Raw genomic sequence first — 26,622 nt, 5'->3', positions numbered from 1 at the left:
TCGATAGGGGCGTTGCCTCAGCAACTAACTACCCCTGCCACATAGTCTGACGCGCGACAACCGTGAACTGCACCGACTCCATGCGCCGACACTTCGCCACCAACGAGTAAAACCCGCCTACCCTAACGGTGGGTCACCCAGAACCACCGGGTGGCTCACCGCCCCAGCGGCCCGGCTCATCCGACCCAGTCGGGGTGGCTCAGTCCAGCCTGAACTACCGGCTCAAACCCGCCGCAGTATGCAGTAAGGTAAATGGTCTAAGATCCGAGATCGATGGCCTAGCTGCGTGGCTTCGCTTGAGTGCTCATGCGACGACTACTTCTTTCACGCAGGAGGGGCGTCCTCTTCAAACATCAACCACGATGTCAGCTGTTCCCGACGTCGCGCTCGCGAGAGTCATGAACCTCTCGGCAATGGTGATCGGACGGCTCCCCACTCCTAGCCGGTCCGAGGTGGTATATAGAAGCCGTGTGTATATTAGGACCCTCCGTGCCCGTGAATGCGACTGGGAGTCCCATCTGGATATTCATTTTGCGATTTGCAATCTCCTCCGTATCGCAGCCTGGAAAAGGCTGGATTTTCTCTCTCATGAGGCGCATAATTCTCGCGAATGTATCCAGATCCCGGGAGGTGTGTCGTTGCCGGAATGGTATGGCGTGCGTACGGCGCTGACGGGGGTGTCGGTTCCCGCTTGGAGTGAACGAGACCGTTTTATGTTCGACTACCAAGATATCGGAAAAGTGGGCGTGCGAAAGTGGCTGCAATTGGCTAAGAGGTATGCGCGAGGCTTGGATCCATTCGTGAGTCTTCTCGATTTAGAGGGCGCCACGATAGATGCCGGTATCGCGCAGCTGGGAATTGCTTTCGAGGCCATTGGCTACGAGTTGTTTCAGGAAAGAGGGAAGTCAGAGAATGCGGCGAATAAGAAACCAGTTGTTGATCGGGTCGACCTGTTGGTGCAAGATGTGAGTCGAACCCTGAGCTTCCAACCTTCAACGTTTGGAGGGCGATTCGCGGAGTCGTATAATTCAGTGAAGCATGCAAATCGGCCACAGATTGATCCGGCGCTCAAGCAGGAGCATTTCCAACAAGGGGTTGAACTTGTTCGCAAGTGGATTGCGTATAGGCTCGGCGTCTCAGCTCAGACGCTCCGGTCCGCTGGGTAGGTCTGAACAGGGGCCGAAATCTTGTTCAACAAGCATGCCCGGGGTGCAGAGATCCAAGAAGTCATTCACAATATAGAGCTAGATGGCGCGAGTGAGCTGGTAGTGGGTCATTACTCACAGATTAGGAAACGTTTGCCGGATTATCGCAACTAGTTCCCGAGCGGTCGACTCGTTGATCTGGATCGACTGGCTGCTCTTTGCTCTCGAAATGCGGTCGTCCGACCCAAATGTTGACAGATGCAGATACCGAGAGCCGTCTTCAGTCAGCACGACCTGATGAAAGCAATCGACCTCGGACGGATGAACATGGACATCTTGTCGTCCCGGTGAAATCGTTCTTATTCGTGCCATCAGCGTTCCGTCCCTCCCCCCCGCCCCCGGGCCCCCCCGGCCCCCGGCCCCCCGGCGCCGCCGCCCCCCGGGCCCCCCCGGGGCCGGGGCCGGGCGGGGGGGGGGGGCCGGCCGCCCCCCGCCCCCCCCGGGGCCCCCCGGGGCCCGGGGCCGCGGCCCCGCGCCGGCGCCCCCCCCCCCGGGGCCCCGCCCCCGGGGGGCCCGGCGGGGGCCCCGCCCCCCCCCCCCCGGCCCGCCCCCCCCGGGGCGGCCCGCCCCCCCGCGGCCCCCCCCCCCCCGCCGCCCCCGGCGCGGGGGGGGGGGCGGCGGCGGCCCCCCCCCCCCCCCGCGGGGGGGCCCCGCCCGCCCGGCCCCCCCCCCCCCCCCCCCCCCCCCGCCCCCCGGGGGGCGCCCCGCCCCCCCGCCCGGCCCCGGCCCCCCCCCCGGGGGGGCCCCCCCCGGCCGGGGGGCCCCCCCGCCGCCCCCCCCCCCGGGGGGCCCGCGGCGCCGCGGGCCCCCCCCCCCCCCCCGCCCCCCGGGCGGGGGGGGGGCCCCGGGCGGGGGGCCCCCCGCCCCCGCCCCCCGCGGGGGGCCCCCCCCGCCCGCCCGCCCGCCCCCCCCCCCGGGCGCCCCCCCGCGGCGGCCCGCCCCCCCCCCCCCCCCCCCCCCCCCCCCCGCCCCCCCCCCCCCGCGCCCCGCCCCCCCCCGGCCCCCCCCCCCCCACCCCCCCCGGCGGCGGCCCGGGGGGGGGGGGGGCGGGGCGGGGGGGGCGGGGGGGGGCCCCCCGGGGCCCCCGGCGGGGGGGGCCCCCCCCCGGGGCCCCCCCCCCGGGGCCGCCCGCCCCCCCCCCCCCCCCCCCCCCCCCCCCCCCCCCCCCCCCCCCCCCCCCCCCCGCCCCCCCCCGGCCCCCCCCCCCGCGGGGGGGGGGGGCCCCCCCGGGGGCGGGGCCGGCCCCCCCGGCGGGGGGGCGGCCCCCCCCCCCCCCCGCGGGCCCCCGGGGCCCCCCCGCCCCCCCCCCCCCCCGGCGCCCGGCCCCCCCGCCCGGGGGCCCGCCCCCCCCCCCCCCCCCCCCCCCCCCCCCGCCCGGGGGCCCGCGCCGGGGGGGGCCCCGCCCCCCCCCCCCCCCCCCCCCGCCCCCGGCCCCCCCCCCCGCCCGCCGCCCCCCCGCCCCCCCCCCCCCCCCCCCCCCCCGCCCCCCCCCCCCCCCCCCCCCCCCCCCCCCCCCCCCCCGCCCCCGCCCCCGCCCCCGCCCCCCCCCCCGCCCCCCCCCCGCCCCCCCCCCCGCCGCCCCCCCGGCGCCCCCCCCCGCCCCGGGGGGCGGGGCCGCCGGGCCCCCCCCCCCCCCCCCCCCCGGCGGCCCGGCGGCCGGGGCGGGCCCGGCCCGGCCCGCCCCGCCCCCCCGCCCCCCGCCGGCCCCCCCCCCCGCCCCCGCCCCGCCCCGGGGCGGGGCCCGGGGCCCCCGGCGCCGCGCGCGGGCCCCCGCCGCCGGGCCCGCCGGCCCCCGGCCCGCCCCGCCCCGCCCTTGGGTCTCCCCGCGCCCGCGGGGCCCCGCCCCCCCCCGCCCCCCGCGGCCCCCCCCCGCGGGCCGGTCAGTCAAGAGCAGGATAGCGTGGTTCGTCGGGCGGTGGGAGTGAATCACGCCGGGAGAGCGGCCTGCAGCGACGCGAGGGTTTCGCCTGCGCTTTGGCGGGCCCGGTCCTCGCGGTCGAACAGTTCTTCGGTCTTCGTCAGCACCAGGGTGAACGGGCTGCCGGTGCGGCGGGTGACGTGCGTAACAGGAAGCCCTGTGACGTCGATGGTGCGGTGGATCGTCTGGCGGCGGGGGCCCGCGAGGCGCCACTCCAGAGTGCGGTTCTCCGCGGAGTTGAGGAACGCGGCGAGGCGGTCAAGGTCGGCATCGTCGCCCGGGCTGACCCAGGCGATCGACCAATCGTCGGCGGCGCGGGGCGGCCGGGCCAGGATCTGCTCCAGCCAGGTCTGAGCCGCGCGGGCGAGATTGTTGACGCCGTCGGTCCAGGGCGGGGGAGTGCTGCGAAGGATGGACACGAGGAGAGGGAGCGCGACGACATCGAAGTCGACGAGCTTCCGGGTGATCGTCTGGCGCCAGACGTCGTCGGCGGCGCCGAGTATCGCGGCAACGGCGGGCCCGAGGGCGGTCAGGTCGCCGTCGCGACGCTGTGGGTTGGGCTGGCGCAGCGCAGCCTGGACCTGCTGCTCGGCCCAGTCCCAGAGCCAGCCCACGAGCCAACTCGCTACCACCTGGCCATCCACTGCGCGGAGTTCCGTGGTCAGCGGAACCAGGTTGCTCTCGACCCATTTGCGGCGCTCGTCGCCCGCGGCCCAGCCCCTGCTCTCCCACCTGGTGCGTAGCGATGCCCACCACGAAGCGGGATACGACTCCGGCAACATAGAAAGAGGCGCGGCATGCTCGACGGTGAGGGCCTCCAACCGGAAGGGCGTGAGCACGTCGAGCGCGAGGTCGGGATCGGCCACGCCGAAGGCCAGGCCCAGCGCGACGAGCAGGTCGTCGTCGGACACATTGCGCCACTCCCGGACCAGTCTGGCGACCTCCGCCCGCGCCTGCTCGATATCGCGGCGGCGGACGGACTTCAGCGCCGTCCGCAACGCCCAACCCGGGTTTGCTGCAGCGCGCGCGGCGAAGCCGTCAGCCCGCGGCCAGATCACCAGCGCCGCACGGCGGTACCAGCGGTCCATCGTGTTGCCGTAGTTGCCCATGTACCCGGTGTAATCGGCGTTGTAGGGCGTCGTCTGATGCGACGGCGTGACGGCGCACGCCTCGATGTCGGCGATGCGGAGGTCGATCTTGCCCTTCGTCTTCGTGTCCGTCCACCACGTCAGCGTCGTGGAGCCGTCGATGAGCTGATTCAGCACGTCCGGCTCGTCGTCCTCGTAGTCGTCGGGGAAGGGGCTGCGGAACTCGTCGTAGACCCCGGCGTCCCAGGTTTCGGCGATCTCCGCCTGCGCGAGCGCATACTCGCAGTCCGCAAGCGCCGCCGCCGCGGTCAGCGTGGCGACCCGCTCGACGTCGGTCCCCTTCAACAGACCCTGGCTCAGCCCGCGCTGGCTGTACTCGTGATCGAGCAGGACGCACAGTCTGGCCGGGGTCTCGGGAGCAGAGAAGGAGTAGGCCTTCGTCGGCGTCGTGAAGTGCTCGGTGAGCAGTGCGGCGGCCTCCTCGACTGGGCCGTTCGTCGTCGCCTCCGGATTCGTCTCCAGCCGCAGGTTGAAGGTGAGCGTCGCACGCGTGCCGGTCTTGACCGGAAGCACCTCGTGACGCCTGTCCGCGTAGAACGCGACGAGGACCAGCTCCTGCCTCGACGCGGGATAGCGCTTGAACGTGCCGCGGTCGTCGACGACGAGCTCCCCGCCGGTGTGCGCCGACGGCAGGGCGACGACGAGCGTGGCGACCATGTCGTCGTGCTTCTCCGAGTCCTGATGGGCCGCGAAGAACTGCCCTTTTCCGTAGACGAGGAGCGAGTGCAGTTCGGGCCGGAGCATCGACGTCGAGGGGATGCCCAGGTCGTCGGACAGGTCGCGCAGCGCCTGAGCGAGTGCAGCATCCAGCGCGGACCCCCGAGGGTGACCTGCGCAGGGGTGAGCTGCCAGGTGTCGCGCACGGAGGTGTCCAGCAGCGTGTCCTCCCCGTGGCCGAAGTGCGCGGGCTCGCCGGCGTCGATCAGCTTCTTGATCTGGGCAGGCTTCAACGGCAGGTCGACGCGGCCGATGCCGTCGACGGCGAGTTCGAGGACCTCGGGAGGGAGCTTTAAGGAGGCGCTGTCGTGCTGCTGCAGCGTGCTCCCGGCAAGGAGCCGGACGAGCTTGTGGCGCGGGGGCTTCGGCATGTTGCCACGGTAGCGAGTATCGGCGCGAGGGTGCTATCACTACCGGCACGGCGCTGCGCTTGTCGAGGCGCGCGGTGTCGACTGAGCCCGTGCCCAGTCTGTCGGTGGGCACCCCTACGATGTCGTGGGTAACTCAAGGAGGACGACGATGTCGCAGGTCACCGTCACGGCCGTGGTCACGCCGGTCATCAGCCACGCGATGGCGCACACGGGAATCTCGCCGGTACGGCAGATCGAAGTCACCAACGCGGGGCCGGCGCGAGAGGCTGCGGAACTCAGCGTGTCGGTGGTCGACACCCAAGGCGCGCTGTCACGTCCGTGGACGAGGCTGCTCGACCTCGCGGCGGACTCGTCGATTGTGCTCAATGACATCGGCCTGCGTCTCCTTCCGGAGGCGATGGAGCAGGTGGAGGAACGGCGTCCGGGAAGCGTACACATCGCCGTGGTCCACGACGGCGAAGAAGTGGCCAGCGTCGATGAGGACGTCGCGATCCTCGCTGGAAGCCAGTGGCTCGCGGTGCCACCGGGGCTCGCGGAAGAGCTGCTCGCCGTTCACGTCATGCCGAACGCGCCACAGATCACTGCGCTGATGCCACGCGTCGCCGACCTCGCGAAGGCCCAGAGCGGGAACGCGGCCCTCGACGGGTACCAGTCCGACGACCCCGATCGGGTCGACCTGCTCGCGGCGGCGGTGTTCGCGGCGCTCCAAGAGAAGGGCATTAACTACGCCGAGCCGCCCGCAAGCTGGGCCGACGTCGGACAGAAGGTGCGCACCCCAGCGGCGGTGATCGACGGGCGCTTGGGAACCTGCCTCGACACCTGTGTAGTTATGGCCGCCGCGCTGGAACAGGTAGGCCTCCATCCGCAGATCTGGATCCTCAGAGGGCATGCGGTGCTCGGATACTGGCGGGCCGAGGTCGAGTCGTCGTCATCGGTCACCTACGACGCCTCTGACCTCCTCAACTTCATCGACCTCGGATACCTGGCCATCGTCGAGACCACGATGCTGACGCGCCCAGACGCTGCCTTCGAACAGGCGCGTACAGCCGGGGGACAGGCCGTGCGGCGGAATCCCGACGACGTCCTCCGTGTTCTCGACGTCTACGCCGCCCGGCGCAGCCGCATCACGCCGCTGCCCGCCATCGAGCGGAGAGACGGCGTCGTCAACGTCGTCGAATACCGACCCGCCGAGCACAGCGTCGCGCCGGCCGAACAGGTCCCCACGACGGCGCCACCTCCAACACAGTCAGACGCGCGGCCCATGCCCGCCCGGGTACGGCAGTGGAAGAACGCGCTGCTGGATCTCGGTCTGCGCAATCGACTGATCAATTTCACAGCGCGCAGCGCCGTCCATCTGCACCTTGATGCCGACAGCCTTCGGGCCCTCGAAGATCACCTCAACGCGCACAGGCTCGTCGGTCTGCGTCCATCCGACGACGTGCCGGACGCATTGAAGGCGCAGTACGGCCGCACCGCGGCCGACCTGCCCGAGCAGTTCCTCCGGCAGACCTACGCCGACCAGCGCGCCGTCTACACCGACATCAGCTCCGCCACGTACCTCAGCCGGCTGCGTTCGCTGGCGTACAAGGCGCGCACCATCCAAGAGGAGACCGGAGCCAACAACCTGTACCTTGCGCTCGGCTCGTTGGTGTGGGACCTCGACGGCCGCACGCTTCGGTCTCCGCTGGTGCTCGTCCCGCTCGTGCTGCAGGCGGGGCGGCGCGGGGGGATCTACCAGATCACGGGGGACGAGGCGGGCCAGAGCACGCCGAACTATTGCCTTCTTGAGCGGCTCCGGCAGAGCTTTGGCCTCACTGTCCCAGGGCTTGAGAACCCGGTGCTCGACGCATCGGGAATTGATCTCGGAGCGGCCTTCGGGGCCATGAGGCAGGCACTGGCCGAGAAGGGACTGCCCTTCCGCGTCGAGGAGACCGCGGACATCGCCATCCTTCAGTTCGCCAAGTATCGGCTCTGGAAGGACATCGACGAGGGCTGGGAGCAGCTCATACAGGCGCCGCTCGTGCGGCACCTGGCACTCAGCCCGACCGAGGAGTTCGTCGATCCGGTTCAGGCAACGCACCAGGCCGACCTCGAAGAGCTGGCGACGCAGTGCCCCATCCCCGCCGACGGTTCTCAGCTCGTTGCCGTCTCCGACGCACTCGCCGGCCGGACCTTCGTCCTTGAGGGGCCGCCCGGCACCGGGAAATCCCAGACCATCGCCAACCTCCTCGCCCGAGCCATCGCAACCGGCAAGAAGGTGCTGTTCGTCGCCGAGAAGCGGGCGGCGCTCGACGTGGTGAGCGGTCGGGTCGACGATGTGGGGCTTGGCGCATTCACCCTGGATCTGCACGACAAGCTGAGCAAGCCCGCCACGGTGCGACGACAGATCGCGCAAGCCCTCGACCTCACCGCCCGGGGGCGACCTTGAAGGATTGAGGGCTCGCACCGAGGTGAACCGATCCTCCGGAAACGTGCTTGACCGCTACGCCCGCCGGCTTCACGAGACCAATGCCGCCGGCCTCTCCATGTACTCCTCTGAGACCCAGCGTCTCGCGTTCAACGGAGCTTCGGAGCCCGAAATCGCCGTTCCGGAACGCCTCGTCCAGCCCGGAAACGAGGCCGCGATCGACGAGCTGCGAAGGGTGATGCGGCTGCTGCCTGAGGTGGCAGATCCCGCGTCTCCCTCGCCGAACGCCCCCTGGGGTTTCGTGGGAGCGGATGCGCCGGAGCAGATCGATATCGCGGCGGTCGGATCCGCGGTGCGAGCCATCGATGACGCCGCCCGGAACGCCCCGCCGTCCACGGCGTTTGGCCGCGCGGTTCGGACGGTGCGCCGGCCTGCGGAGGCGCGTCTACTTCAGCGGCTCATCCACGCGAGGCCGCCTTTGACGCTGCTCGACGAGGCGCGCACGGAACGCTGGAGGAGCGCCATCCAGGGCATCGAGACCGCCCTCACGCAGTTCCAGTCGGGCGCGCTTCCCGCCCTCAGTCCCGCGACGCCGAGCATTCTTGACCTTCCGCTCGGGGATATCCTGGCCCGCGCGCAAGCGGCAGCTCGGTCCTCGTTCTGGGGCAGGAAGAAGCGCCAACTCGCGGTTATCGAGGAATTCAAGGGGTCGGTTGCGGGTGTCGGCATCGACCGCAAGGAGGCCGTCACGCACCTGACAAGGTGGCTGGGCATTCAGCAGCACATGCGAAGCCTGGTCGCTCAGGCCAACGCAGTGCCCGGGATCTCGTTGCCGACTGACTGGAATGTGCTTGCGGGCGAGGGCCTGACGCACCTCACCCAGCAAGCCGCATGGTTGCAGGAGATGGCTGACGCTGTTGATCCGACCACGGATGACGGGGCGTTGACGGGCGCGCTCCGAGACCTTCTTGCCGTCCCCGCCGCTCCTGATCCAGCCTCGATGGCTCGACTGGACGCCTTCGCGGTGGCGCTGGGGAGTTGCCCGGCCTCGTTGGAACGAGCGCAGCGTCCCTTGAGGCATGGGCAGGCCAGGAGGGATTCCTTCCGCGGTGGCTGGCCACGTCCGCCCGTCGCGAGCCACTGGACCCGCAGCTGCGATCGTTGGTCCGCTGGGTAGAGCTTCGGCGGCACCTCGCACCGCTTGCCGGCCACGGCATGGACGATGCGCACCGGCAGCTTCTCACGGGTGAGTTGGCCAGCGACGCGGCCTCGGTCGCGCTCGAACGAGGGCTCACAGCGGCGTCGCTCGCCGAACGGACCCAATCGCAGGGACTGGAGGGATTCGACGCAGGCTCGCATCAGCGAGCCATCCAGCGGTTTGTCGAATCGAACGCGGAGATCCGGGCAACGCTTCGCGGTGCCCTGGCGGCCCAGGCGCTGGAACGCCGCACCTTCTCGGGCGACAGCACCGCCGGGCAGGTCGGCCGGCTCAAGCGCGAGCTGGGCCGGCAGCGTGGCGGCCTCAGCGTTCGCGAGCTGATGGCGCAGTTCGGCAACCTCGTCACAGAGATCATGCCCTGCGTACTGGTCAGCCCAGACTCGGTCGCGCGCTTCCTCCCGCTGGGCTCCCAGGTGTTCGACATCGTCGTCTTCGACGAGGCGTCCCAGATCCGCGTGGCGGACGCCATCGGGGCCATCGGTCGGGCCCGCTCGGTGGTTGTCGTCGGCGACAGCAAGCAGATGCCTCCTACCTCGTTCGCCGAGGTGAGCTGGCGCTCCGACAGCGAGGAGGAAGAGGACGGCCCTGAGGGCGTCGTAGAGGACGAGGAGTCGATCCTGTCGGAGTGCGTCCAAGCACGGGTACGGCGCGAATGGCTCACCTGGCACTACCGCTCGCAGGACGAGACGCTGATCGCATTTAGCAACGCGCACTACTACGACGGCAAGCTCTCGTCGTTCCCGTCGCCCACCGTCGGATCCAGCGACAGATCCATTGACGGGCACGGAATTACCCTGGTGCGCGTCGACGGCGAGTTTCTCCGCTCTGGCGGCGGCAAGCTCAAGCGCACCAATCCGGCCGAGGCGAAGGCCGTCGTCGAAGAGATCCAGCGAAGGTTCGAGCATGCCCCAGAGGGCAGCGTGCCCTCCATCGGCGTGGTGACCTTCAACCAGCAGCAGCGCGCCTACATCGAGGCGCTCCTCCGTGACACCGGCGACGACCGCTTGGTGGAGGCGCTCGACTCCCCAAACGGAAACGGGCTCTTCGTGAAGAACCTGGAGAACGTGCAAGGCGACGAGCGTGATGTCGTGTTGTTCTCGACAGCCTTCAGCGTCAACGAGCGCGGCGTGCTGCCCCTGAACTTTGGTCCGCTAAACCGGACGGGCGGCGAGCGACGACTCAACGTCGCCGTCACTCGCGCGCGCCGCCAGGTCATCGTGTTCTCCTCCTTCGACCCGTCCCAGCTACGTGCCGAGGAGACGTCGTCGGTCGGAATCAAGCATCTCCGGGGCTACCTCGACGTCGCGGCATCCGGCACAGGCACGCTTGAGCGGGCGGTGACGCGCGCGCTCAACATCGACAGGCATCGTGAGGAGATGGCGGAGGCAGTTCGCGGCCGCGGCCTGGCGGTCTTGACGGACGTGGGGCTCTCCGACTTCCGCGTCGACCTGCAGCTGGCCGAAGCGTCGGATCCCGAGCAGCCACTCGTCGCGGTGCTCCTCGACGGCCCGCTGTGGGCGGGAAGACGCACTGTCGGCGACCGTGACGGAATGCCGAGCGACGTGCTCCGTAAGGCCATGCGTTGGCCTGCCGTCGAGCGAGTATGGCTGCCCGAGTGGTTGACTGACCGAGATGCCGTTCTCGATCGCCTCGTGCAGGCCGTGACGACGGTCAGGGACGCTGTGGCGGAGCCTGCTTCCGCGCCCCTGCCCCGTGAGGACCAGCCCGGCGTCCTGCGCGCAAGGCGCTCAGCAGCGGGTGATGAAGAGCCCGATCGGGGGATGGACCTGACGAGAGACGAACAAGCGGACGGGGTAGGCGCCGTGGGTGCGTTGCGTGCAGCACCGGCGGCGTCACCTGTCACCGCTGCATCAAGTCCGTCGCTCAGCCGCGCGTTTGATCCCTGGGATCCCGGATACGCGGGACCTCTGGACGTACTGGATGCGCTCGACGCGCGCTCTGGATCTTCCCGCAGCGCCGCGCGACGCGTGAGTGAGGTCCTCTCGGCTGGTATTCGTCATGAGGGCCCCATCCATGTCGATCGCCTCGTGAAGCTCACTGCGGCGGCGTTCGGGCTGTCCCGGGTGGCGGCGTCGCGCTCGGCGGCGATCCAACGTGCGGTCGTCGGCAGCCCCGACACCAGTGGTTTCTACTGGCCACCCGACACGGACCAGCGCGCATGGCTGCTCTATCGAGCGGACCCGCTGGGACAGCGATCGATTGACCAGATCTCAGAGATCGAACTTGCCAACGCGATGCGTGACCTCTGTATCAATGCCCACGGCATGGAGGACGACGAGTTGCGGACGGAGACGCTTCAGGTGTTCGGGATGAAGCGGAGAACTCTAAAGGCCGTGCAAAGCCTGGACCGCGCTCTCGCTGTCGGTCTGGCCTGGGGACGGCTAGTGCGGAACGGAGATGGCCTACTGCTTGGCAGTTGAGTCAGATTCAAGAGAGAACACAGAAGGATGGGTCTACTCACGCCGGTTCCGTGTTCGGGGCCGCGGCGCGGCGTCGGACTTGGGCGAGTTTGGCGCACACGGCAGCGGTAGCGAGGAGGCGGCGGGACTGACGCAGGGCTGGGGTGGCTGGGAGCCCGGAGTCATCGGCGTCCCGGACGATCGTCGCGATCGCGGCGATGTCCGCAGTGGCGACTGCGCGGCGGAGGGCCATGGTTACCGTGGCGGGATCGGTGTGGGTCTGGCGCGATGTTAGGAACGCGGGCAGAGCCGGCGCGGCGGGGCCGACTGCCGCAGCCAGCAGCATGCCGTGGACCAGTGTGGTGTGGTAGCTGGTCTGAAGCAGGTACGCGTCCTGCTCCGCCGCGGGCAATCGGTCCAGGATGGCTTCGTCGAAGCCTGGGCCGGGCAGGAAACCGGTGGTGAGCGCAATGTTGGCGAGAAGATGCCACGCCTCCACGGCGAGTTGGGACCACGGGATGTGGAGCATCGGCCACGTCCACAGGATTTCGGCGGCGACGTCGTAGTTCTCAGCGGCCAGGGCGACGGCGAGGATGCCGTCGGCGTCAGCCACGATCTGGTCAACAGGCCGAGGGAGCGGGATGCGTCGTCGGCCGTGGTCCGTGGCATACAAGATGGCGTGGGTGAAGGCGTAGGCGTCGTCGGTGGTGCCGCTGAGGTGGTCGAACTCCCACGCGAGACACGATGAGTGCGCGACGGCGTCGACCGCTGTCGAGTCGACCTCGCCTGTCCACAGCGACTGCAACCACAACTGCTCAAGCTGTCGGTTGGCGGGGCGTTCGGGGCCGTGCAGCCGGTCGTTGAGGATTGCGTCCAAGAGTGCATCCACGCGCGGATCGCTGCGGCTGATGTCGCGCAGATGTAGCGGGACGAGTGCGAGATCGATCGCTATCCCGGGATGAAGACAGAGCCGGACCCCGAGCTCGCCGACGTCGCGGGTGGCGAGGTCGTCGGCCAAGCCGTCGAGTTCAGCGGACAGGTCTGGCGTGCTCGTTCGGAGCGGCCACGCGGAACGCAGCAGCATCGCCGCCTCGTTGCGCACCTTCTCGCCGATGAGTGCCGGTGCGGCGTCGGTTCCCCGCGGCCCCCTGGAGGCAGCGACCACCCTCCGGGCCAGCCGGACGGCGTCAAGGAGCAGGCGCGCGACATCCTCGGCGCCTGCTCCTGAGACGATCTGAAGTGGTGCGGACTTCAGCATGGCCGTACGAACTCGGTTCCTCAGCGCTGCATGTCGCGAACGGCGTCCAGGCTGAGGATCTCCGGTCCCGGCCAGCCGCAGTTCCAGATCGCGTTCCCGTTGACGATGCTGACCAGAGCGTCGCCTTCGAGCGCGGCCTGTGCACCGTACTTGCCGAACAGGCTGCCGATGGCCTCGAAATCGATCGCTCGCGTCTCGACGAGCTCACGCATCACGCGGTCCTGCAATGCGGTCCTCTTCTGAATAGGCATGGTTGTTCCTTCCATCTGTACGCCCGATTTGGTCCGTACACGAGGAAAGAGCGGGCGACCCCGTCGGTGATACATGTCCCCAGAAATGTGGGGCTTCAGTGGCAACAGCCGAAGACCGGTCCACGAACCGGGTGCCAGTTGATTGGTTTCGACACGGCCCCCGGCGCTCCGCGCGGGGGGCCGGCTCAACCAGCGGTGGGCGGCTCAAGCAGCGTGGGGGCCGGCTTCAACCAGCGCGGGGGCCGGCTCAACCAGCGGTGGGCGGCTCAAGCAGCGTGGGGGCCGGCTTCAACCAGCGCGGGGGCCGGCTCAACCAGCGGTGGGCGGCTCAACCAGCGTGGCGGGCCGGCTCAACCAACGCTGGTCGGCTCGACCAGCGGTTGTTGGCTCAACCGGCGCTGCAGGCTAGGCGTACCGGAAGACGCCGTCGGCGTCGGCTTCATCGGCGAGCTCGAAGAAGCTCACGTTCCCGATCTCCAAGTTCACGACGATCGTCTCGACGGCCTCGGGAATAGCTCGGAAGGTGCGGCCGATCTCGTCGGAGTACCTGCTCAGGTCCATGAACAGGATGGTGTTGTCCCGCATGGTCTGGCTGTCGGCCACCGCCAGGACGAACAGATCCGCATCCCGGGGCAGCGCGACGATCTCCTCAGGGGTCAGGCCGTCCAGTTCGGGACCCTCCAACGTTGTCAACGCCGCTCCCACGTTCCACTCGCTCCCGGGATACACCGCCGTCGCCGCCTCCAGTGCCGTGCTCCACGCGGCGTCGTCGGAGTAGTCGGTGCGGAGGAGAAGGAAGCCCGCGTTTGCAGGTAGGGGAGATGAGTACACGCCGTCCTCCCAAGGCAGAGGCGCGTATGGTTCCGGCTCGGCCCGGCGCGGGCCTCCACGGTACAGGTCCAGCAGTAAGCAGATCGCGGCGCCCTGAGTCGCCGCCTCCCGGTTGAGATGGAGCACAAGAGCCGCCATGGACTCATCGGCGAACAGATCGCCTTTCGGGCCGATCGGGCGGAGGAGAGCGTCGTCGTCAAGGCTGGCGATGCCGTCGTGCCAGAGCGTGTAGCCCTGTTCGAGGAGCGCGAGTCCGCCTTCTGCCGTCGGGGGGAGCGTCTCCGGTTGGTCGGGGTCGTGGCCGAACAACCGAACCTCGTCGAGCGCCTCAGACCCGCCGAAGAGTACCCGTGCTGGTCTGCCGAAGATGTCCCGGCCGATGTTCGCCATTCCCCATGCGATCGAGATGATCTGGGGCCCTGAGACGATGAAGGGGCCGCCCCCCCACATGTCGTGGCCGTGGTTGCGTAGCCATTCCTCGTGGATGGGCTCCCGTAGGTACTCGTCGTCCGTCAGGCTCTCCAGCTGCGGCTGAAGTTGGACCTTCCAGTAGAAGTCGAGCTGGTTCAGCAGGAGGTCGCGCCACGTTGTCGCCATGAGTCCATCCTGGCATGGCGGCTGGAGGCATTGATCTCTTTTTGTCGGTGCCGGTTCATAGAGTCATCACTTGGAAGCCAACGTGTCAGGCAGGTAAGAGCTTCTCGAGCCGCTCAGCATCTCGCAGTACAGGCTTGCGCAGGCAACAGGGCTCCCGCAGACGCGGATCAGTGAGATCGTTCGCGGCAGGCGGTCGATCACCACCGACACGGCGTTGCGCCTATCCAGGGCGCTTGGTGTTGATGATCGGTTCTGGATCAACATCCAGACCGACTACGACCTCGAGGTTGCACGCGACCAGCACGCCGACGATCTGAGTCGGGTTGTGTTGCTGGTCGCGGGGTAGGTTGAGTTGTTGCGTCAGTGACGCCACAACTGCCTTCTGCTGGAAGAAGGTGCCGACTAGCCGTGGCCGCGGTCGATCCTGACGTGGCCGTTGAGGGCGGTGTCCAGGGCGAGGCGGCGGAGGTCGTCGGCGCGGAGGCCCGGCCATCCGTGGACCGCGTCGGCCCACTCAGCGGGAATCGCGGAGGCGCCGTACCGGGCGCCCAGGAGTGCACCCGCGATGGCCGCGACGGTGTCCGTGTCGTTGCCGATCGCCACCGCAGTCTGTAGGGCCGCCTCCAAGTGGGCGGCGCCATCGAGGTGACGCGTCGCGTGGATCGACGACCACGCCGCCTGAAACGCGCTCACCGTCCAGCCGTTCGGCGTGAACGCATCGGGATCCGACGACTCGGCCTCCTCGATCCACGCCTCCCACGCGTTCGCCGACTCCTCAGGCAGCAGATCCAGCCCGCCGCGCACATCCAGCTTCCCGGTGAGCACGGCTATCCGCACGGCCTCGGACCACAGCACGCTCGACTCGACGCACAACCGGTGCGCGTGCGTCAGCTCCGCCGCGTTGGCCGCGGCCTCGGCGCCGTACTCGCGGTCGTACAGCGACACGAGTCCGACGATGCCCGTGCGCATCAGCGCGCCATTCCCGGCACGATCCCCGACGGCGAACGACCGCGACACCTCCGTCATCCGGCGCGCGAGCGCAGGTCCGGGGGAGACGCCGTCGAGGACGTCGCGGGTCAGATTGCCGATGTCCGAGGCACCCCACGCGCGCCACTCGAGGAACCGCGCCGCGACGGCGTCGAGGCCGGCGTCGGTGTTGAGGTCGCCGCCGTCGGCGGTCACCTGCGCGATGCAGCAGGCCATCTGCGTGTCGTCGGACCACTCGCCGGGCGCATACGGCCCCAGCCCGCCGCCGATCATCTCCGCCGACCCGATTGGGATGCGCGGCCCGAACTCGTACGGGACGCCGAGAGCATCGCCGACAGCCTGGCCCAGCAGCACGCCGGACACCCGGTCCTTCTGAATCTCGGTGAGCTGGATGGTCATACCCCGAGCCTAGAGGCGGAGGTACCCGGGAACCACCCTCCTAGTGCGCTAGCTTTGGCGAGGCGAGGAGGTGAACGATGGATCCGAGACCAGGGCCGGACTTCCTGCCGCCGCCATCCCCGACGACGCCCTCTCCGCCCACGCCGCCTGCTCAGGGGCAACCTCACTACGGGCCACCGTCGTACGCGCCACCCTCGTACGAGCCGACTTCACCGACCCTCACCTCGCCGGGGATGCCTCAGCGTGGATCGCGCGCGCGGTCCACGGGGCTCGTCGCCGGCGTGATCGGCCTGGTGGTCGCGCTCATCGCCGGGGCTTCATATCTGTTCTGGCCGCGGGCCACCCCGGAGCCGATCCCCACAACGTCGTCCTCCAGCGCGCCTGAGCCCGCGCCCAATGCGCCCGCGCCGGAGTCGCTGCCGACCACGCACCTCCCGACCGGAACGCTCCCCAGCCTGGCGCCGCTCCCGCGCCCGGAGGCGATCACACAGCTCGCGGCGCAGCACGGCCTCGACTGCGTCGACGAGGAGATCGAGCCGTGGAAGATCGTCGGCTGTTACCGGTGGGAGCCCGGGCGGATCGCGACCGCGCGGTTCAAGCTGACCGACGACGCCGAGATCGAGAAGTTCCAGGTCACCCTGCTCGACCACGCGATCACCCAGCAGGAACGCAGCGAATACGTCATGACGATGGCGGAGCCTGTGCTCGACGCCATGGAGGTGCCCGGGGCGGACGTCGAGGCGCTGAAGGCCGCCGTCGCCGACCTCAGCCCGCTGCACTTCAAGAAGTTGGAGAGCGGCATCGTCTACGTCACGCACGACGGCGTCGCCGTCCTCGGCCTTTCACCGCACGAGCTGGAGTGGCACCCGTTCCGCTCCCTCGGCACAGAGGTCGCGGCGATGCTGAAGGTGCTTGGCGAGCGCGGCTACAGCTGCTTCGAGCCGGAGGGCCGCTTCGAGTGCCTGCACCCGAGCGGCGCGTCCTTCAGCGGCGCGACCTGGGAAGACGGCCTGCTGACCGCGTCGATGATGTTCCCCCGCGGCGTCACCCCCAGCGACCCTTACGACCCCCGCCTGCTGGACACCTACGCGGCCCTCGAGGCCATCGGCCCCGAAGGCCGTGTCCTCAACGAGGCCGTCGCGCGCGTGGTGATCGACCGGTCAAAGCACGCATTCGTCGACGGCTTCGTCGTCGATCGCTGGGAAGGCCACATCACCTTCACCGGCGTGGACTTCCCCTAGCGGGCGAGGAACTCCGGAACCGCCTGCTTCGGGCGGCCGATGATCGCCCGATCGCCGTCGGGATCGTGACGAATGAGGATCGGGCGCTGCAGCAGTTCGGGATGCTCCGCCAGCACGGCGACGACCTGGTCGGCCGTCTGCACGTCGGCCTCGGTCAGGCCCGCCCGTGCGAAGTTCGGATCGCGACGCACCAACTCCGTGACGTTGCCCTCGAACAGCGAGACCAGGTCCCGGAGCTGCTCGACGCCGAGGGGCTCCTTCAGGTACTGCACCACCTCGAACGATCGGTCCGATGTCTCGACGGCCTCCAACGCGGCGCGGGAAGTGGAGCAGCGGGGATTGTGCAGGATGGTGATGTCGCTCATCGGGCCATTCTCGTCGGTGGTGCGTCGATCGCGGAAGGGGAGAGCACGCGGAGGCATCAATAGACTGCGGTCATGGCGAAGACGCACCCGCACATCGAGGCCCCGAGCGACGAGCAGCTGGCCGCTCTCGTCAAGAACCGGCCCGAACCGCTAGCCGAGGTGTATCTCGAACTTCATCGTCTGATCGTCGAGGCGCTGCCGGAGGTGACGAACTCCGTCGACACCGTCGATGCGAGCATCGGCTACGGCGCCCATCAATACGGCTACAACGGCTGGGGCATGGCAGCCGTCACGCCGTTCGCGAAATGGGTGTCCCTGACCCTGCTGCACGGCGCCGACCTCGCCGACCCCGACGCGCTGCTCACTGGCACGTCGAAGATGCGGCACGTGAAGCTGAAGCATCCCGAGGAGCTTGCCGCGGCCCGCGGCCCCATCGCCAGGCTGATCGTCGCCGCCGCCGAACTGCACTAGACAGCTCAGCTGACGGATAAGTGCGGCCAGACAGGCTTTCTTCGCCCCGAGAGGGGAGAGAGTCCATCCGGCCGCACTTATCCGTCAGACGTAGGGTCAAGAGGCGTCCGACGTGGGCCCGAGGCCAAAGGTGGCCCGGTTGCGCGCGACCCAGACCGGTTCCTCGCCGTAACGCTGGCTGGGGATCAGCCGGCCGGCTGCGGAGTCCTCGATCAGCTGCGTCATCCGCCGATCCCTCGTCGCCTGCTGCTTCGCCGACGACACCCAGTTCATCGCGATGCGCCGGTACGTCGCCGTCGCGGCGTCCCACCAGCGCTGCGCGTCAGGGTTGGCCGCGAGCAGCGCCGCGTGTTCCGCGGTGAACGCGTGATCGTCGCGCTCGAAGCTGTAGATGCCGGTCCTCGCCGCCTCCCTGGCCTCGAAGGCTGCCAGCCCGGCCGGGGTCATCCGGCCCTCCGCGATGAGCCGCTCCACATGAGCGACGTTCACGTTGCTCCAGTTCGAGGTCTTCTTCCGCGGCGTCCAACGTTGCCGGGTGGCGTCCTCGTCGATGCGCTGCGCGACCGAATCGATCCAGCCGAAACACAGCGCCTCCGGCACCGCGTCGTCCCAGGTCAGACCCCGATCAGGCACGTGCTTCTTGTACAGCCCCATCCACAACTCCGTGGCCGTGGCATGGTTCGCCTCCAGCCAGGAACGGAACTCTGCTGCGTCCGAGAAGAAGAGCGCGGGCCGTTCCGGGGTCCCGCCATGGCGTCCGATCATGACGCCATCCTGCCAGGCGCCGTCAGCCGGCCTGGTTGATCCGGATCATGTTGCCGGACGGGTCGCGGAACGCGCAGTCGCGGACGCCGTAGTCCTGATCGATCGGCTCCTGGACGACGTCGGCCCCCGCGGAGGCGAGCTTCTCGAACAGGCCGTCGAGGTCGTCGGTGGCCAGCGTGATGCCGGCGAACTCGCCCTTCGCCATCAGGGCGAGGATGGTCTCCTTCTCCTCAGCGGTGATGCCGGGGGTGACCGCGGGCGGCGTCAGGACGATGCCGGTCTCCGGCTGGTTGGCAGGGCCGACGGTGATCCAGCGCATGTTCTGGTAGCCGACATCCTGGCGGACCTCGAAGCCGAGCAGGTCACGGTAGAAGCCGAGGGCGGCCTCGGCGTCGGTGTGGGGGAGGAACGCGTAGTGAATGGTGATGAACATGTCGGTAACGCTACGACGCCGACCCGCCCCGCGCTTCTCGATTCCTGACCGGTCTCGTCACCTGCTTCGCCAGGCAGGGTGGGATGCCCTCGATGGCGCGGGAGGGGTCGTCCCGGTAGGCGGAAGGCGACACACCGACCAGCTCTGAGAACCGGGTGCTGAACGTGCCGAGGGACGAGAAGCCGACGGCGAAGCAGATGTCGGTGATGCTGAGGTCACCACGCCTGAGGAGCGTCATCGCCCGCTCGACCCGTCGGGTCATGAGGTACTGATACGGCGACTCGCCGTAGATCCGGCGGAACTCCCGGCTCAGGTGACCAGCCGACATGAAGGCGTCGCGGGCCAGCTGCTCGACGTTCAGCGGCGCGGCGTACTCGCGGTCGATCCTGTCCTTGACCCGCCGGATCGCGACGATGTTCTGCCGCTCGCGGGCGGCCTTGTCGTCGGCTGCGGACTTGCCGGGCATTGCGCTCACACCTCCTCGGGGATGGGGATGAGCCAGGGGATCAGCCGGACGAAGATCACCATGACAACCAATTCGACGAGTGTCTGGGTGAGGACGACGAGCGGGGCGAGCGCGAAGCGGTCGGGGAGGGCGAGCACCAGCGGGAGAACCACGAGCGAGTTGCGCGTGGCACCGCTGAACACGATCGCGCGGCGTCCCGGCGCGTCGAGCCCGGCGAGCCTGCTCGCGGCCATGCCGACGGGAACCATGATGGCGGCGAACGCCACGTACACGGGCACGGTCAGCAGCAGCGAACCGGACTGTGCGCCGACACCCGCGATTTGCGACGCCACGACCACCGCCAGCGTGAGCATCATCAACGGCACCATCGCGCCCAACACGACCTTTTGCGCGCGGACACCCCACTGCGTGCGCGCGGCGGCGAGCTGCGTGAGGCCCGCCGCCGCCAGCGGCAGCGCGATGAGCACCAGAAATGCCTTCGCAAACGGCGCGAGGTCGACGGCGGCGACGATCTCCGCGCCGACGAACACCCACAGATACCCCGGCAGCAGCGCCATCTGGAACAGCATCAGCAGCGGCGCCGCAGCGAGCAGCCTGTCCTTCGCGCCGTCCGCTATCCCCGTGAACACGATCACGTAGTCCACGCAGGGCGTCAGCAGCACGAACAGCACGCCGACGAGGAGCACCTGATCGTGAGCGACGAGCCGCGACAACAGGAAGACGACGACAGGCACGAGGACGAAGTTCACCGTCAGGACGGTGGCGAGGAAGCGCCAGTCGCGGACCGCTTGCCCGATCCGCGCGAACGGCACGCCCAGGAACGTCGCGTAGAGCAGCAGGCCGAGCACGGGGTTGATCGCCGCCTCCGCCGGCTGCGCAAAACCCGGCACCGCCAACCCGATCGTGCCCCCGGCGAGCAGCGCGGCCAGGTACAGGGGCACCTGATGCCGCTCCAACCGCTCACCTAGCGTCTGCATCGCTGCGATTCCGCCCTTTCCAACCCCGTTGCGACCTGCTTATCCGCGGCTCCATGGAGGAATGACGCACGGATGCCCTTCCTGTGCTCTGTTGAGCACCAGAGGCGCCGATGTGCGTCAAAAATCCATGAAGCCCATGTATCAGGTGTGTTCGCGCCGGTCGATGAGTTCGCGAGAGAGCATGGTTGCTCCGGCGACGGCGGCGGGCATCGTGACGACGGCACCCAGCGGGATCAGGAAGCACAGCTGTGTCGCGATGCCGAAGCCCAGCACGCGCCACCGGCCGGCTGCGATGAGCTGCGCGCGGCGAGAGTCGTCGAGACCTCTGGCGTCGAACGCGCGGGCCATCAGTTCGCGTGCGAGCAGGCGTCCGGTGAGTACCACGCCGACAACCGCGGCCAATGCGCCGCCGACCACAGGGAGGAAGCCAAGCACCGCCACGATCACCGCCACGCCGACGCCGCGCGCGACGAACCCGACGGCGCTGACAACCGCACGCCCCAGGCTCACTGATCCGCTGGGCTGTGGGCCGCCGAGGACCTCCTCGGTCTCGCGGTGGATGCGCTCGTAGAACGGCTCGCCGATGACCAGCGTGAGCGCCGTGAAGGTGACCACGGCCAGCGCAGCGGCGGCGCCGAAGAGCACGATCCCGAGCGTGAGCCGCAGCAGAACCTGGATCCAGTCGGCCCAGCCATCGGCGAAGTGTGTCGACCAGTCGACGACGCGGGGGAGGCTCACGCCCCACGCGGTCAGCGCGGCGGCGAGGACGGCGAACGCGATGGCCGCGGGCACGAGCCCGAGCGCCATCGTCCGACGGCGCCGTTTCCACATCCCGAACCCGCCGAGCAGCAGCCCGGCTCCGGCGAAGATCTCACTCAGCATTCCTCAAGGGTAGAGGCGGTCTAGGATCGGACATGAGGAGCGGCTCGCCGTCGAGCCGGGACGCCATGGCTGAAAAGATCGACTTCAAGAAGACCATCGACGGGTACCGCGCGCGGCAAGGTGAGTTCCGCGTCGTCGATCTGCCGGAGCTGCAGTATCTGATGATCGACGGACATGGCGACCCGAACACGTCCTCTGACTACGCCCACGCGCTCGCCGCCTTGTACCCCGTGGCGTACAAGCTGAAGTTTGCGAGTGCGCGCGGGCTCGGCCGCGACTATGTCGTCGGCCCGCTGGAAGGCCTGTGGTGGGCCGACGACATGGCGTCCTTCCTGTCCCGCAACAAGTCGCAGTGGCGGTGGACCATGATGATCCTGACGCCTGACTGGCTCGGGCAGGAGGAGGTCGACGATGCCGTCGCCCAGGCAGGGGCGAAGGACGCGCCGTCGTGGCTCGGGCAGGTCCGGCTGGAGACCTTGTCCGAAGGGCGGTGCGTGCAGACGCTGCACGTAGGCTCTTTCGACGACGAGGGCCCCGTCCTCGCCCGCATGCACGACGAGTTCATCCCCGCCAACGGCCTGCACATGACGGGTCGGCATCACGAGATCTACCTCAGCGACCCCCGTCGCACCGCTCCGGAGAAACTGCGCACGATCCTGCGCCAGCCCGTGGGAAGCTGAGGCATGGCGCACGAACTGGCATATGACCCCACCGATCCCGTCCTCGCCCGGGTCAGGGAGCTGGCGCTCGCGTTCCCCGGAGCGAGCGAGAAGGTGTCGGTCGGGCACGCCACCTTCTATACGAAGAAGGTCTTCGCCTGGTACGGCATGTCGTACAAGGACGACGACGGGTGGCACCGCGTGCGACAGTCGGTCTGCGTGCTCCTGCCGGAGGACGAGCGGCTTTCCCTGCTGGACCGCGACGATGTGTACGTCCCCGGCTACATCGGGCCGTTCGGCTGGATCGGGCTGCGCCTAACCGACGACACGGATTGGATCGAGATCGCCGAGCTCTTCGAGGAGTCCTACCGGAACACCGCTCCCGCGCGGCTCGTCGCTCAGCTTCCCTAACGCCGACGACGCCCGCCAGCACGCGATCCGCCGAGCGAACGACCTTCCGCGGCTGATCACACGCGGCCTCACAGCGGCGGCTGAGATAGACCCGGCCCGGCGGAGACGCGCGCGAGGCGGGGTCTACATTGGTAGGGAGGGAGGGTCGACATGACCAGTATCGAGTCGGCCGCCAAGGATTTCCTGGCGTGCCGACGCATCGCAATAACGGGTGTCTCCCGGCACCCCGAAGGACACGGCAGCAACGCCGTCTACGACCGACTCAAGCAACGCGGCTATGAGGTCTTCCCGGTCAATCCCCACGCCACGGAGATCGAGGGCGATCACGCGTACCCGGACCTGACGTCCATCCCCGGCGGGGTCGAGGCCGTCGTCATCGGCACGCGCCCGGAACGGGCGCGCCAGACCATGGTTGAGGCCGCGTCGCTCGGCATCGACCAGGTGTGGATGCACCGTTCGTTCGGCGGCGGCAGCGTCTCGGACGAGGCGGCAGACTACGGACGTGAGCACGGCATCACCGTGATCGACGGCGGCTGCCCGCTGATGTTCGATCCGGTATCCGACGGCGGGCACAAGATGATGTGCCGGGTCATGAAGATGACGGGCAAGGTGCCGCGACAGGTGTAGCGCTCTTGAGACTCCGCATGCCTTGTGGCTGCCCCCGGTAGAGGCGAATACTGGCAGGTGGAAGGAGAACGCCATGCAGAGGATCGTTCCGAATATCTGGAGCACGAAGAACGCCGAGGAGATGGGCGCGTTCTACGCCGACGCACTCCCCGACACCGAGTTCGAGGTCGAGTCGCGCTATCCCCACGAAGGCCTGCTCGACTTCCAGCGCGAGTTCGCCGGGTTGCCGCTGACCGTCACCGTCTGGGTGTCGGGCACGAAGCTCACGCTCATCAACGCGGGCGGTGAGTTCCGCCCGACGCCCGCCATCTCATTCATGCTCAACTTCGATCCCGCGCGGTTCGGCGGATCGTCCCCGGACGCGGTCGCGTCCGCGACGATCACCCTCGACCGCACCTGGGACGCCCTCGCCGACGGCGGCGTCGTCCGCATGGATCTCGGCGAGTACCCGTTCGCGAAGTGCTACGGCTGGGTCGAGGACCGCTACGGCGTCAACTGGCAGCTCATGCTCACCGACCCGGCAGGCGAGCCGCGGCCGTTCGTTGTTCCCGCGCTCATGTTCGGCGGTCCGGCCCAGGACAAGGCCGCGGAAGCCGCGGACTTCTACGTCTCGCTGTTCTCCTCGCTGCCGGGAGGTGCCGCCGTCGGTAACCGTTTCCCGTACGGCGTGCCGACGGGCCCAGCGAGCGCGGAGGCATTGGCCTACGGCGAGTTCCGGGTCGGCGACCAGTGGTTCATGGCCACCGACTTCGGCGCCGACCACGCGTTCGCCTTCTCGGAGGGCGTATCGCTGGAGGTCCAGTGCGAGGACCAGGCGGAGATCGACCGGTTGTGGGACGCCCTCTCCGTCGTCCCCGACGCGGAGCAGTGCGGCTGGCTGAAGGACCGCTACGGCGTCAGCTGGCAGATCGTGCCGATGAACATGGCCGAGCTGATGGCCCGCCCCGGCTCTTTCGAGCGCATGCTGGAGATGAAGAAGCTCATCATCGCGGATTTCTGAGGACGCGGGCGAAGACGTCGGCGTCGACGTTGCCTCCGGTCATCGTCACGCCGACGGTCTGGCCGGACAGGGACGCACGCTCCTTGAGCGCCGCGGCGAACGCGCCGGCGCCCGCACCCTCGGCCACGTTGTGGGTGTCGGTGAACAGGATCCGCATGGCGTCGCCCACCTCGGCGTCGGTGACCTGCACCACGTGGTCGAGATGTGGGATCAGGATGTCCAGGGCCTGCTGGTCGGCGACGCGCACGGCCATGCCGTCGGCGAGTTCCGTGCTGACTGGAGAGGCGACGACACATCCGGCGGCGATCGAGTCCGCGTACGTCGTCGCATGGCTGCTCACGACGCCGACGATCCGCATCTCCCGCCCCAGCGCCAGCTTCGCCGCGATCGCTGAGCACGCGCCGGACCCGAGTCCGATCGGCACGTACACGACGTCGAGTTGCGGCACCGCGCGGAAGAACTCCCACCAGTAGGTCGCGACGCCACCGACGAGGTCGGCGTGGAAGCTCGGCACCATGTGCGCGCCGCGCTCGACGGCGAGGGCGCCGGCATGCTCCCGCGCCTCCTGGAAGTCGTCGCCGTGCTCGACCACGTCCGCGCCCAGAGCGCGCATCGCCGCGTTCTTCTCGACCGAGTTGCCGTGCGGCACCACGATCGTGCACCTCACACCATGCCTGCGCGCCGCCCAGGCGATGGACTGTCCGTGGTTCCCCCGCGTCGCGCTGATCACCTCGGCCGGCAGCTCCGCGTTCCGCGCGAGCCGGTCGAAGTACGTGAGGCCGCCGCGGATCTTGAACGCCCCGACAGGCGTGTGGTTCTCGTGCTTCACCCAGCAGTCCGCGTCCAAGCGCTCGCTCAGCAACGCCCACCGGTACTGCGGCGTCGGCGGAAACTCCCGGTACACGACCTCTGCCGCGGCTTCGATGTCGGAAAGGGTGGGGAGGGAGGAGTTGGGCATGGTCGGCATCTTAGGGCGGGGGTTGGGTCCATGGACGTGTGCGGTCATTGGTAACGACCACGGACCCGGCGCTTCGCGCGGGGTCTGGCTCAACCAGCGGGGGTGATCAGCTTGCCGCTCGTAGAGACCTCGGGGTCCGTGCAGGAGGACAGGTCGAAGCAGCAGGGGCGGCGCTTGCCCTTGCGCAGCTTGTCGATACTCACCTCGACGCGACGCTCGCGGGTCTCCGGGTTCTTTGTCGCGCCGACCCAGCGCACCCACTCCCAGCGCGCCATGGGCGTGATGTCGTCCCAGGTGTCCGCGAGGTCCGTCGCCTCGGTCAGCGCCGCCTGCAGATCGGCGGGGACCGACGGCTCCGGCCAGTCCTTTATGGGCGTCAGCTCGACCTCGACGGGGTCCTCGCCGAGGTCAGCGGCCAGGGCGTCGTCGATCGCCAGCCAGTGACCGCGGCGGCCGTCGGGCTCGACCACCGTCTCGACGGCGTGCCCTCCGATGGTGCCGACGGCGGCGACCTGACCCCGCGAGGGCAGGGCGGCGCTCGCCGACTCCGGCAGTCGCAGGATCGTGCGGTCGCCGATCAGGTCAAGGATGCCTTCGAAACGAACCGTGGAGGGGGAGGCAGGCATGGGATCTCCTTAGAGCTTCGGATTAGGCGAAGGGTCGCTCGGGCCCGACTGGTTGCCGCTCGGGATGTTCATCGACGGCGAGTGCGAGTACGGGCCGCCGTTGTCGCCGCCCGGGGAGCCGCCGGCATCGCCGGAGCCGCTGGGCTCCGGAGACCCACCCTGCCCGGACTCGCCCGGCGACGGCGAGGCAGGCTGCGGCGAGCCCGAACCTGAGCCCCCGGACTGGGGTGACCCAGAGCCGGAACCGCCACCGGCGGAGGGAATCGGTTGCGGGGCGTTGACCAGCGGCTGGTTCTGGAACACCAGGATGGCCAGCAGAAGGGCGAGCGCGGCGACCAGCGCCATCAGCAGGAACGACACGAGGATCGTGATCCAGCTCGCCCGATCTCCGCGACCCGGCCAAGCCAGCGGCCAGATGCGCGTGGGGCCGTGCGCTGTGTCGTCGATCCAGTGCAGCCGGTAGTCGGGGCCCGACGGCGGACCCAGCGGCGGCGCCGTCGACAGGTCGATGGCTTGTAGCACGCGTTCGGCCTCGTGCGCGGCTGCGGCCGAGCCGTCGAACGCCAGCGCGACCCACGGCGCGAGCGGGGCGTGCCCGTCGAGCGTCGGGTCGTCGGTCTCGCCGCGGAACCGGACCTGCATCAGGCCCTCGTCCTGGTCCTGCCCACCGCGGGCGACGACGGTGTCGATGTGCATGGCGTTGATCTCGCCGGAGAACCGCGAACGCGCCGCAGGGTCCGCCGCCGCGCCTGCCGACAGCAGCATCAGCAGCGTGGCGTCCCCGCCGTCCTCGTGCGCGACGAAGGCGGTGCCCGCGGGTGTGGAGGCGACGCGCGCGTCGAGCCAGAAGTCGCCGACCTTCACGGGGTCGTCATCGAGCAGCGGAAAGAGAGGGGCCGCCTCCGGCTGCCCCTCCGAGACGCTGATCTCGTCGTCGCTGCTCATCGCCCCCATCGAACCACATCGCGCAAGCACCCCGCGCGGCGTGGCGCGTCCCCGGGGACGCTGGGGGC

At 69.3% G+C, this 26,622-nt stretch carries 25 protein-coding genes and 1 pseudogene; 12 read left to right on the top strand and 14 right to left on the bottom strand.

Features of this window, described 5'->3' with window-relative positions; translation table 11 throughout:
• Positions 1-128 precede the first annotated feature (128 nt).
• Positions 129-1,166, top strand: a complete 1,038-nt coding sequence (locus IPJ61_RS05325) for an ApeA N-terminal domain 1-containing protein (protein ID WP_366505266.1) — start codon at positions 129-131, stop codon at positions 1,164-1,166.
• Positions 1,167-3,131: 1,965 nt separating this feature from the next.
• Here the strand turns inward: IPJ61_RS05325 and IPJ61_RS05320 are convergent.
• On the bottom strand, positions 3,132-5,015 hold the full coding sequence (locus tag IPJ61_RS05320) for a 2OG-Fe(II) oxygenase (RefSeq protein WP_297103881.1): 1,884 nt from the start codon (positions 5,013-5,015) through the stop codon (positions 3,132-3,134).
• A 146-nt stretch (positions 5,016-5,161) separates the two neighbouring features.
• On the opposite strand from IPJ61_RS05320, the gene IPJ61_RS05315 reads away from it, so the two are divergent.
• From IPJ61_RS05315 to IPJ61_RS05300, 4 genes are all read left to right on the top strand, one after another.
• Positions 5,162-5,284 (top strand): hypothetical protein, encoded by a 123-nt coding sequence (locus tag IPJ61_RS05315; RefSeq protein WP_297103877.1) that lies wholly within the window; start codon positions 5,162-5,164, stop codon positions 5,282-5,284.
• Positions 5,285-5,507: 223 nt separating this feature from the next.
• Positions 5,508-7,787 carry a DUF4011 domain-containing protein gene (locus IPJ61_RS05310; RefSeq protein WP_297103875.1) on the top strand — a complete coding sequence of 760 codons (2,280 nt, stop codon included), beginning with the start codon at positions 5,508-5,510 and terminating at the stop codon, positions 7,785-7,787.
• Positions 7,788-7,830: 43 nt separating this feature from the next.
• Positions 7,831-8,943 (top strand): hypothetical protein, encoded by a 1,113-nt coding sequence (locus IPJ61_RS05305; RefSeq protein WP_297103873.1) that lies wholly within the window; start codon positions 7,831-7,833, stop codon positions 8,941-8,943.
• A gap of 38 nt (positions 8,944-8,981) precedes the next feature.
• Entirely contained in the window at positions 8,982-11,426 is a 2,445-nt protein-coding gene (locus tag IPJ61_RS05300) for an AAA domain-containing protein (RefSeq protein ID WP_297103871.1), read from the top strand.
• A 37-nt stretch (positions 11,427-11,463) separates the two neighbouring features.
• Here IPJ61_RS05300 and IPJ61_RS05295 read toward each other — a convergent pair whose 3' ends face one another.
• The 3 genes from IPJ61_RS05295 to IPJ61_RS05285 all read right to left on the bottom strand — a co-directional run bounded on the left by IPJ61_RS05295 (position 11,464) and on the right by IPJ61_RS05285 (position 14,342).
• Positions 11,464-12,663, bottom strand: a complete 1,200-nt coding sequence (locus IPJ61_RS05295; protein ID WP_297103869.1) for a DUF6895 family protein — start codon at positions 12,661-12,663, stop codon at positions 11,464-11,466.
• Between the two features lie 20 nt (positions 12,664-12,683).
• Positions 12,684-12,875 (bottom strand): hypothetical protein, encoded by a 192-nt coding sequence (locus IPJ61_RS05290; protein WP_297103867.1) that lies wholly within the window; start codon positions 12,873-12,875, stop codon positions 12,684-12,686.
• Between the two features lie 444 nt (positions 12,876-13,319).
• Complete coding sequence (locus IPJ61_RS05285) at positions 13,320-14,342, bottom strand: DUF6924 domain-containing protein (protein ID WP_297103865.1); 1,023 nt, start codon at positions 14,340-14,342, stop codon at positions 13,320-13,322.
• Positions 14,343-14,451: 109 nt separating this feature from the next.
• Between IPJ61_RS05285 and IPJ61_RS05280 the strand changes: the two are divergent.
• Positions 14,452-14,688, top strand: a pseudogene (locus tag IPJ61_RS05280) (HigA family addiction module antitoxin); the annotation flags it as partial.
• 56 nt (positions 14,689-14,744) lie between these two features.
• Here the strand turns inward: IPJ61_RS05280 and IPJ61_RS05275 are convergent.
• Positions 14,745-15,728, bottom strand: coding sequence for an ADP-ribosylglycohydrolase family protein (locus IPJ61_RS05275; RefSeq protein WP_297103863.1), 984 nt, complete (start codon positions 15,726-15,728; stop codon positions 14,745-14,747).
• Between the two features lie 233 nt (positions 15,729-15,961).
• On the opposite strand from IPJ61_RS05275, the gene IPJ61_RS05270 reads away from it, so the two are divergent.
• Positions 15,962-16,969 (top strand): hypothetical protein, encoded by a 1,008-nt coding sequence (locus IPJ61_RS05270; RefSeq protein ID WP_297103861.1) that lies wholly within the window; start codon positions 15,962-15,964, stop codon positions 16,967-16,969.
• On the opposite strand, the gene IPJ61_RS05265 is transcribed toward IPJ61_RS05270, so the two are convergent.
• Positions 16,966-17,334 (bottom strand): ArsC/Spx/MgsR family protein, encoded by a 369-nt coding sequence (locus tag IPJ61_RS05265; RefSeq protein ID WP_297103859.1) that lies wholly within the window; start codon positions 17,332-17,334, stop codon positions 16,966-16,968. The two genes, IPJ61_RS05270 and IPJ61_RS05265, sit on opposite strands and share 4 nt — an antisense overlap.
• A 72-nt stretch (positions 17,335-17,406) precedes the next feature.
• On the opposite strand from IPJ61_RS05265, the gene IPJ61_RS05260 reads away from it, so the two are divergent.
• On the top strand, positions 17,407-17,805 hold the full coding sequence (locus tag IPJ61_RS05260; RefSeq protein WP_297103858.1) for a DUF1801 domain-containing protein: 399 nt from the start codon (positions 17,407-17,409) through the stop codon (positions 17,803-17,805).
• Between the two features lie 96 nt (positions 17,806-17,901).
• Here the strand turns inward: IPJ61_RS05260 and IPJ61_RS05255 are convergent, their stop codons facing one another.
• The 5 genes from IPJ61_RS05255 to IPJ61_RS05235 form a co-directional block, all read right to left on the bottom strand.
• On the bottom strand, positions 17,902-18,570 hold the full coding sequence (locus IPJ61_RS05255; protein ID WP_297103856.1) for a YdeI/OmpD-associated family protein: 669 nt from the start codon (positions 18,568-18,570) through the stop codon (positions 17,902-17,904).
• Positions 18,571-18,592: 22 nt separating this feature from the next.
• Positions 18,593-19,003 (bottom strand): VOC family protein, encoded by a 411-nt coding sequence (locus IPJ61_RS05250; RefSeq protein WP_297103854.1) that lies wholly within the window; start codon positions 19,001-19,003, stop codon positions 18,593-18,595.
• Between the two features lie 10 nt (positions 19,004-19,013).
• Entirely contained in the window at positions 19,014-19,469 is a 456-nt protein-coding gene (locus IPJ61_RS05245; RefSeq protein ID WP_297105540.1) for a helix-turn-helix transcriptional regulator, read from the bottom strand.
• Between the two features lie 5 nt (positions 19,470-19,474).
• A complete protein-coding gene (locus tag IPJ61_RS05240) occupies positions 19,475-20,446 on the bottom strand; it encodes an arsenic resistance protein (protein WP_297103852.1) in 972 nt (323 codons plus the stop codon).
• A 141-nt stretch (positions 20,447-20,587) separates the two neighbouring features.
• Complete coding sequence (locus IPJ61_RS05235; RefSeq protein WP_297103850.1) at positions 20,588-21,328, bottom strand: EI24 domain-containing protein; 741 nt, start codon at positions 21,326-21,328, stop codon at positions 20,588-20,590.
• A 32-nt stretch (positions 21,329-21,360) separates the two neighbouring features.
• Here IPJ61_RS05235 and IPJ61_RS05230 point away from each other — a divergent pair, with 32 nt between their 5' ends.
• The 4 genes from IPJ61_RS05230 to IPJ61_RS05215 all read left to right on the top strand — a co-directional run bounded on the left by IPJ61_RS05230 (position 21,361) and on the right by IPJ61_RS05215 (position 24,025).
• The gene (locus IPJ61_RS05230) at positions 21,361-22,008 is read left to right on the top strand and encodes a GyrI-like domain-containing protein (protein WP_297103848.1); all 648 of its coding nucleotides are present in this window, start codon (positions 21,361-21,363) and stop codon (positions 22,006-22,008) included.
• Between the two features lie 3 nt (positions 22,009-22,011).
• Entirely contained in the window at positions 22,012-22,398 is a 387-nt protein-coding gene (locus IPJ61_RS05225; RefSeq protein WP_297103845.1) for an MmcQ/YjbR family DNA-binding protein, read from the top strand.
• A gap of 150 nt (positions 22,399-22,548) precedes the next feature.
• Positions 22,549-23,025: a CoA-binding protein gene (locus IPJ61_RS05220; protein WP_297103843.1), complete on the top strand. Its 477-nt coding sequence runs from the start codon at positions 22,549-22,551 to the stop codon at positions 23,023-23,025.
• 73 nt (positions 23,026-23,098) lie between these two features.
• The gene (locus IPJ61_RS05215; protein WP_297103842.1) at positions 23,099-24,025 is read left to right on the top strand and encodes a VOC family protein; all 927 of its coding nucleotides are present in this window, start codon (positions 23,099-23,101) and stop codon (positions 24,023-24,025) included.
• Here the strand turns inward: IPJ61_RS05215 and IPJ61_RS05210 are convergent.
• From IPJ61_RS05210 to IPJ61_RS05200, 3 genes are all read right to left on the bottom strand, one after another.
• Positions 24,009-24,983, bottom strand: coding sequence for a threonine dehydratase (locus tag IPJ61_RS05210; RefSeq protein WP_297103841.1), 975 nt, complete (start codon positions 24,981-24,983; stop codon positions 24,009-24,011). The two genes, IPJ61_RS05215 and IPJ61_RS05210, sit on opposite strands and share 17 nt — an antisense overlap.
• Before the next feature lie 89 nt (positions 24,984-25,072).
• On the bottom strand, positions 25,073-25,609 hold the full coding sequence (locus tag IPJ61_RS05205; RefSeq protein ID WP_297103840.1) for a YdeI/OmpD-associated family protein: 537 nt from the start codon (positions 25,607-25,609) through the stop codon (positions 25,073-25,075).
• Positions 25,610-25,618: 9 nt separating this feature from the next.
• A complete protein-coding gene (locus tag IPJ61_RS05200) occupies positions 25,619-26,554 on the bottom strand; it encodes a hypothetical protein (protein ID WP_297103838.1) in 936 nt (311 codons plus the stop codon).
• Between the last annotated feature and the right edge of the window lie 68 nt (positions 26,555-26,622).

The organism is Tessaracoccus sp. (genome assembly GCF_016714275.1).
In the GTDB taxonomy this organism is placed as follows: Bacteria; Actinomycetota; Actinomycetes; order Propionibacteriales; family Propionibacteriaceae; genus Arachnia.
This window is presented reverse-complemented; position numbering and strand designations above follow the sequence as displayed.

Coding starts and splice junctions, on each gene's coding strand:
- IPJ61_RS05320 (WP_297103881.1), bottom strand. CDS start 5,015: ATGCTCCGGCCCGAACTGCACTCGCTCCTCGTCTACGGAAAAGGGCAG.
- IPJ61_RS05310 (WP_297103875.1), top strand. CDS start 5,508: ATGTCGCAGGTCACCGTCACGGCCGTGGTCACGCCGGTCATCAGCCAC.
- IPJ61_RS05300 (WP_297103871.1), top strand. CDS start 8,982: ATGGACGATGCGCACCGGCAGCTTCTCACGGGTGAGTTGGCCAGCGAC.
- IPJ61_RS05295 (WP_297103869.1), bottom strand. CDS start 12,663: ATGCTGAAGTCCGCACCACTTCAGATCGTCTCAGGAGCAGGCGCCGAG.
- IPJ61_RS05290 (WP_297103867.1), bottom strand. CDS start 12,875: ATGCGTGAGCTCGTCGAGACGCGAGCGATCGATTTCGAGGCCATCGGC.
- IPJ61_RS05285 (WP_297103865.1), bottom strand. CDS start 14,342: ATGGCGACAACGTGGCGCGACCTCCTGCTGAACCAGCTCGACTTCTAC.
- IPJ61_RS05275 (WP_297103863.1), bottom strand. CDS start 15,728: ATGACCATCCAGCTCACCGAGATTCAGAAGGACCGGGTGTCCGGCGTG.
- IPJ61_RS05270 (WP_297103861.1), top strand. CDS start 15,962: ATGCCTCAGCGTGGATCGCGCGCGCGGTCCACGGGGCTCGTCGCCGGC.
- IPJ61_RS05265 (WP_297103859.1), bottom strand. CDS start 17,334: ATGAGCGACATCACCATCCTGCACAATCCCCGCTGCTCCACTTCCCGC.
- IPJ61_RS05260 (WP_297103858.1), top strand. CDS start 17,407: ATGGCGAAGACGCACCCGCACATCGAGGCCCCGAGCGACGAGCAGCTG.
- IPJ61_RS05255 (WP_297103856.1), bottom strand. CDS start 18,570: ATGATCGGACGCCATGGCGGGACCCCGGAACGGCCCGCGCTCTTCTTC.
- IPJ61_RS05250 (WP_297103854.1), bottom strand. CDS start 19,003: ATGTTCATCACCATTCACTACGCGTTCCTCCCCCACACCGACGCCGAG.
- IPJ61_RS05245 (WP_297105540.1), bottom strand. CDS start 19,469: ATGCCCGGCAAGTCCGCAGCCGACGACAAGGCCGCCCGCGAGCGGCAG.
- IPJ61_RS05240 (WP_297103852.1), bottom strand. CDS start 20,446: ATGCAGACGCTAGGTGAGCGGTTGGAGCGGCATCAGGTGCCCCTGTAC.
- IPJ61_RS05235 (WP_297103850.1), bottom strand. CDS start 21,328: ATGCTGAGTGAGATCTTCGCCGGAGCCGGGCTGCTGCTCGGCGGGTTC.
- IPJ61_RS05230 (WP_297103848.1), top strand. CDS start 21,361: ATGAGGAGCGGCTCGCCGTCGAGCCGGGACGCCATGGCTGAAAAGATC.
- IPJ61_RS05225 (WP_297103845.1), top strand. CDS start 22,012: ATGGCGCACGAACTGGCATATGACCCCACCGATCCCGTCCTCGCCCGG.
- IPJ61_RS05220 (WP_297103843.1), top strand. CDS start 22,549: ATGACCAGTATCGAGTCGGCCGCCAAGGATTTCCTGGCGTGCCGACGC.
- IPJ61_RS05215 (WP_297103842.1), top strand. CDS start 23,099: ATGCAGAGGATCGTTCCGAATATCTGGAGCACGAAGAACGCCGAGGAG.
- IPJ61_RS05210 (WP_297103841.1), bottom strand. CDS start 24,983: ATGCCCAACTCCTCCCTCCCCACCCTTTCCGACATCGAAGCCGCGGCA.
- IPJ61_RS05205 (WP_297103840.1), bottom strand. CDS start 25,609: ATGCCTGCCTCCCCCTCCACGGTTCGTTTCGAAGGCATCCTTGACCTG.
- IPJ61_RS05200 (WP_297103838.1), bottom strand. CDS start 26,554: ATGAGCAGCGACGACGAGATCAGCGTCTCGGAGGGGCAGCCGGAGGCG.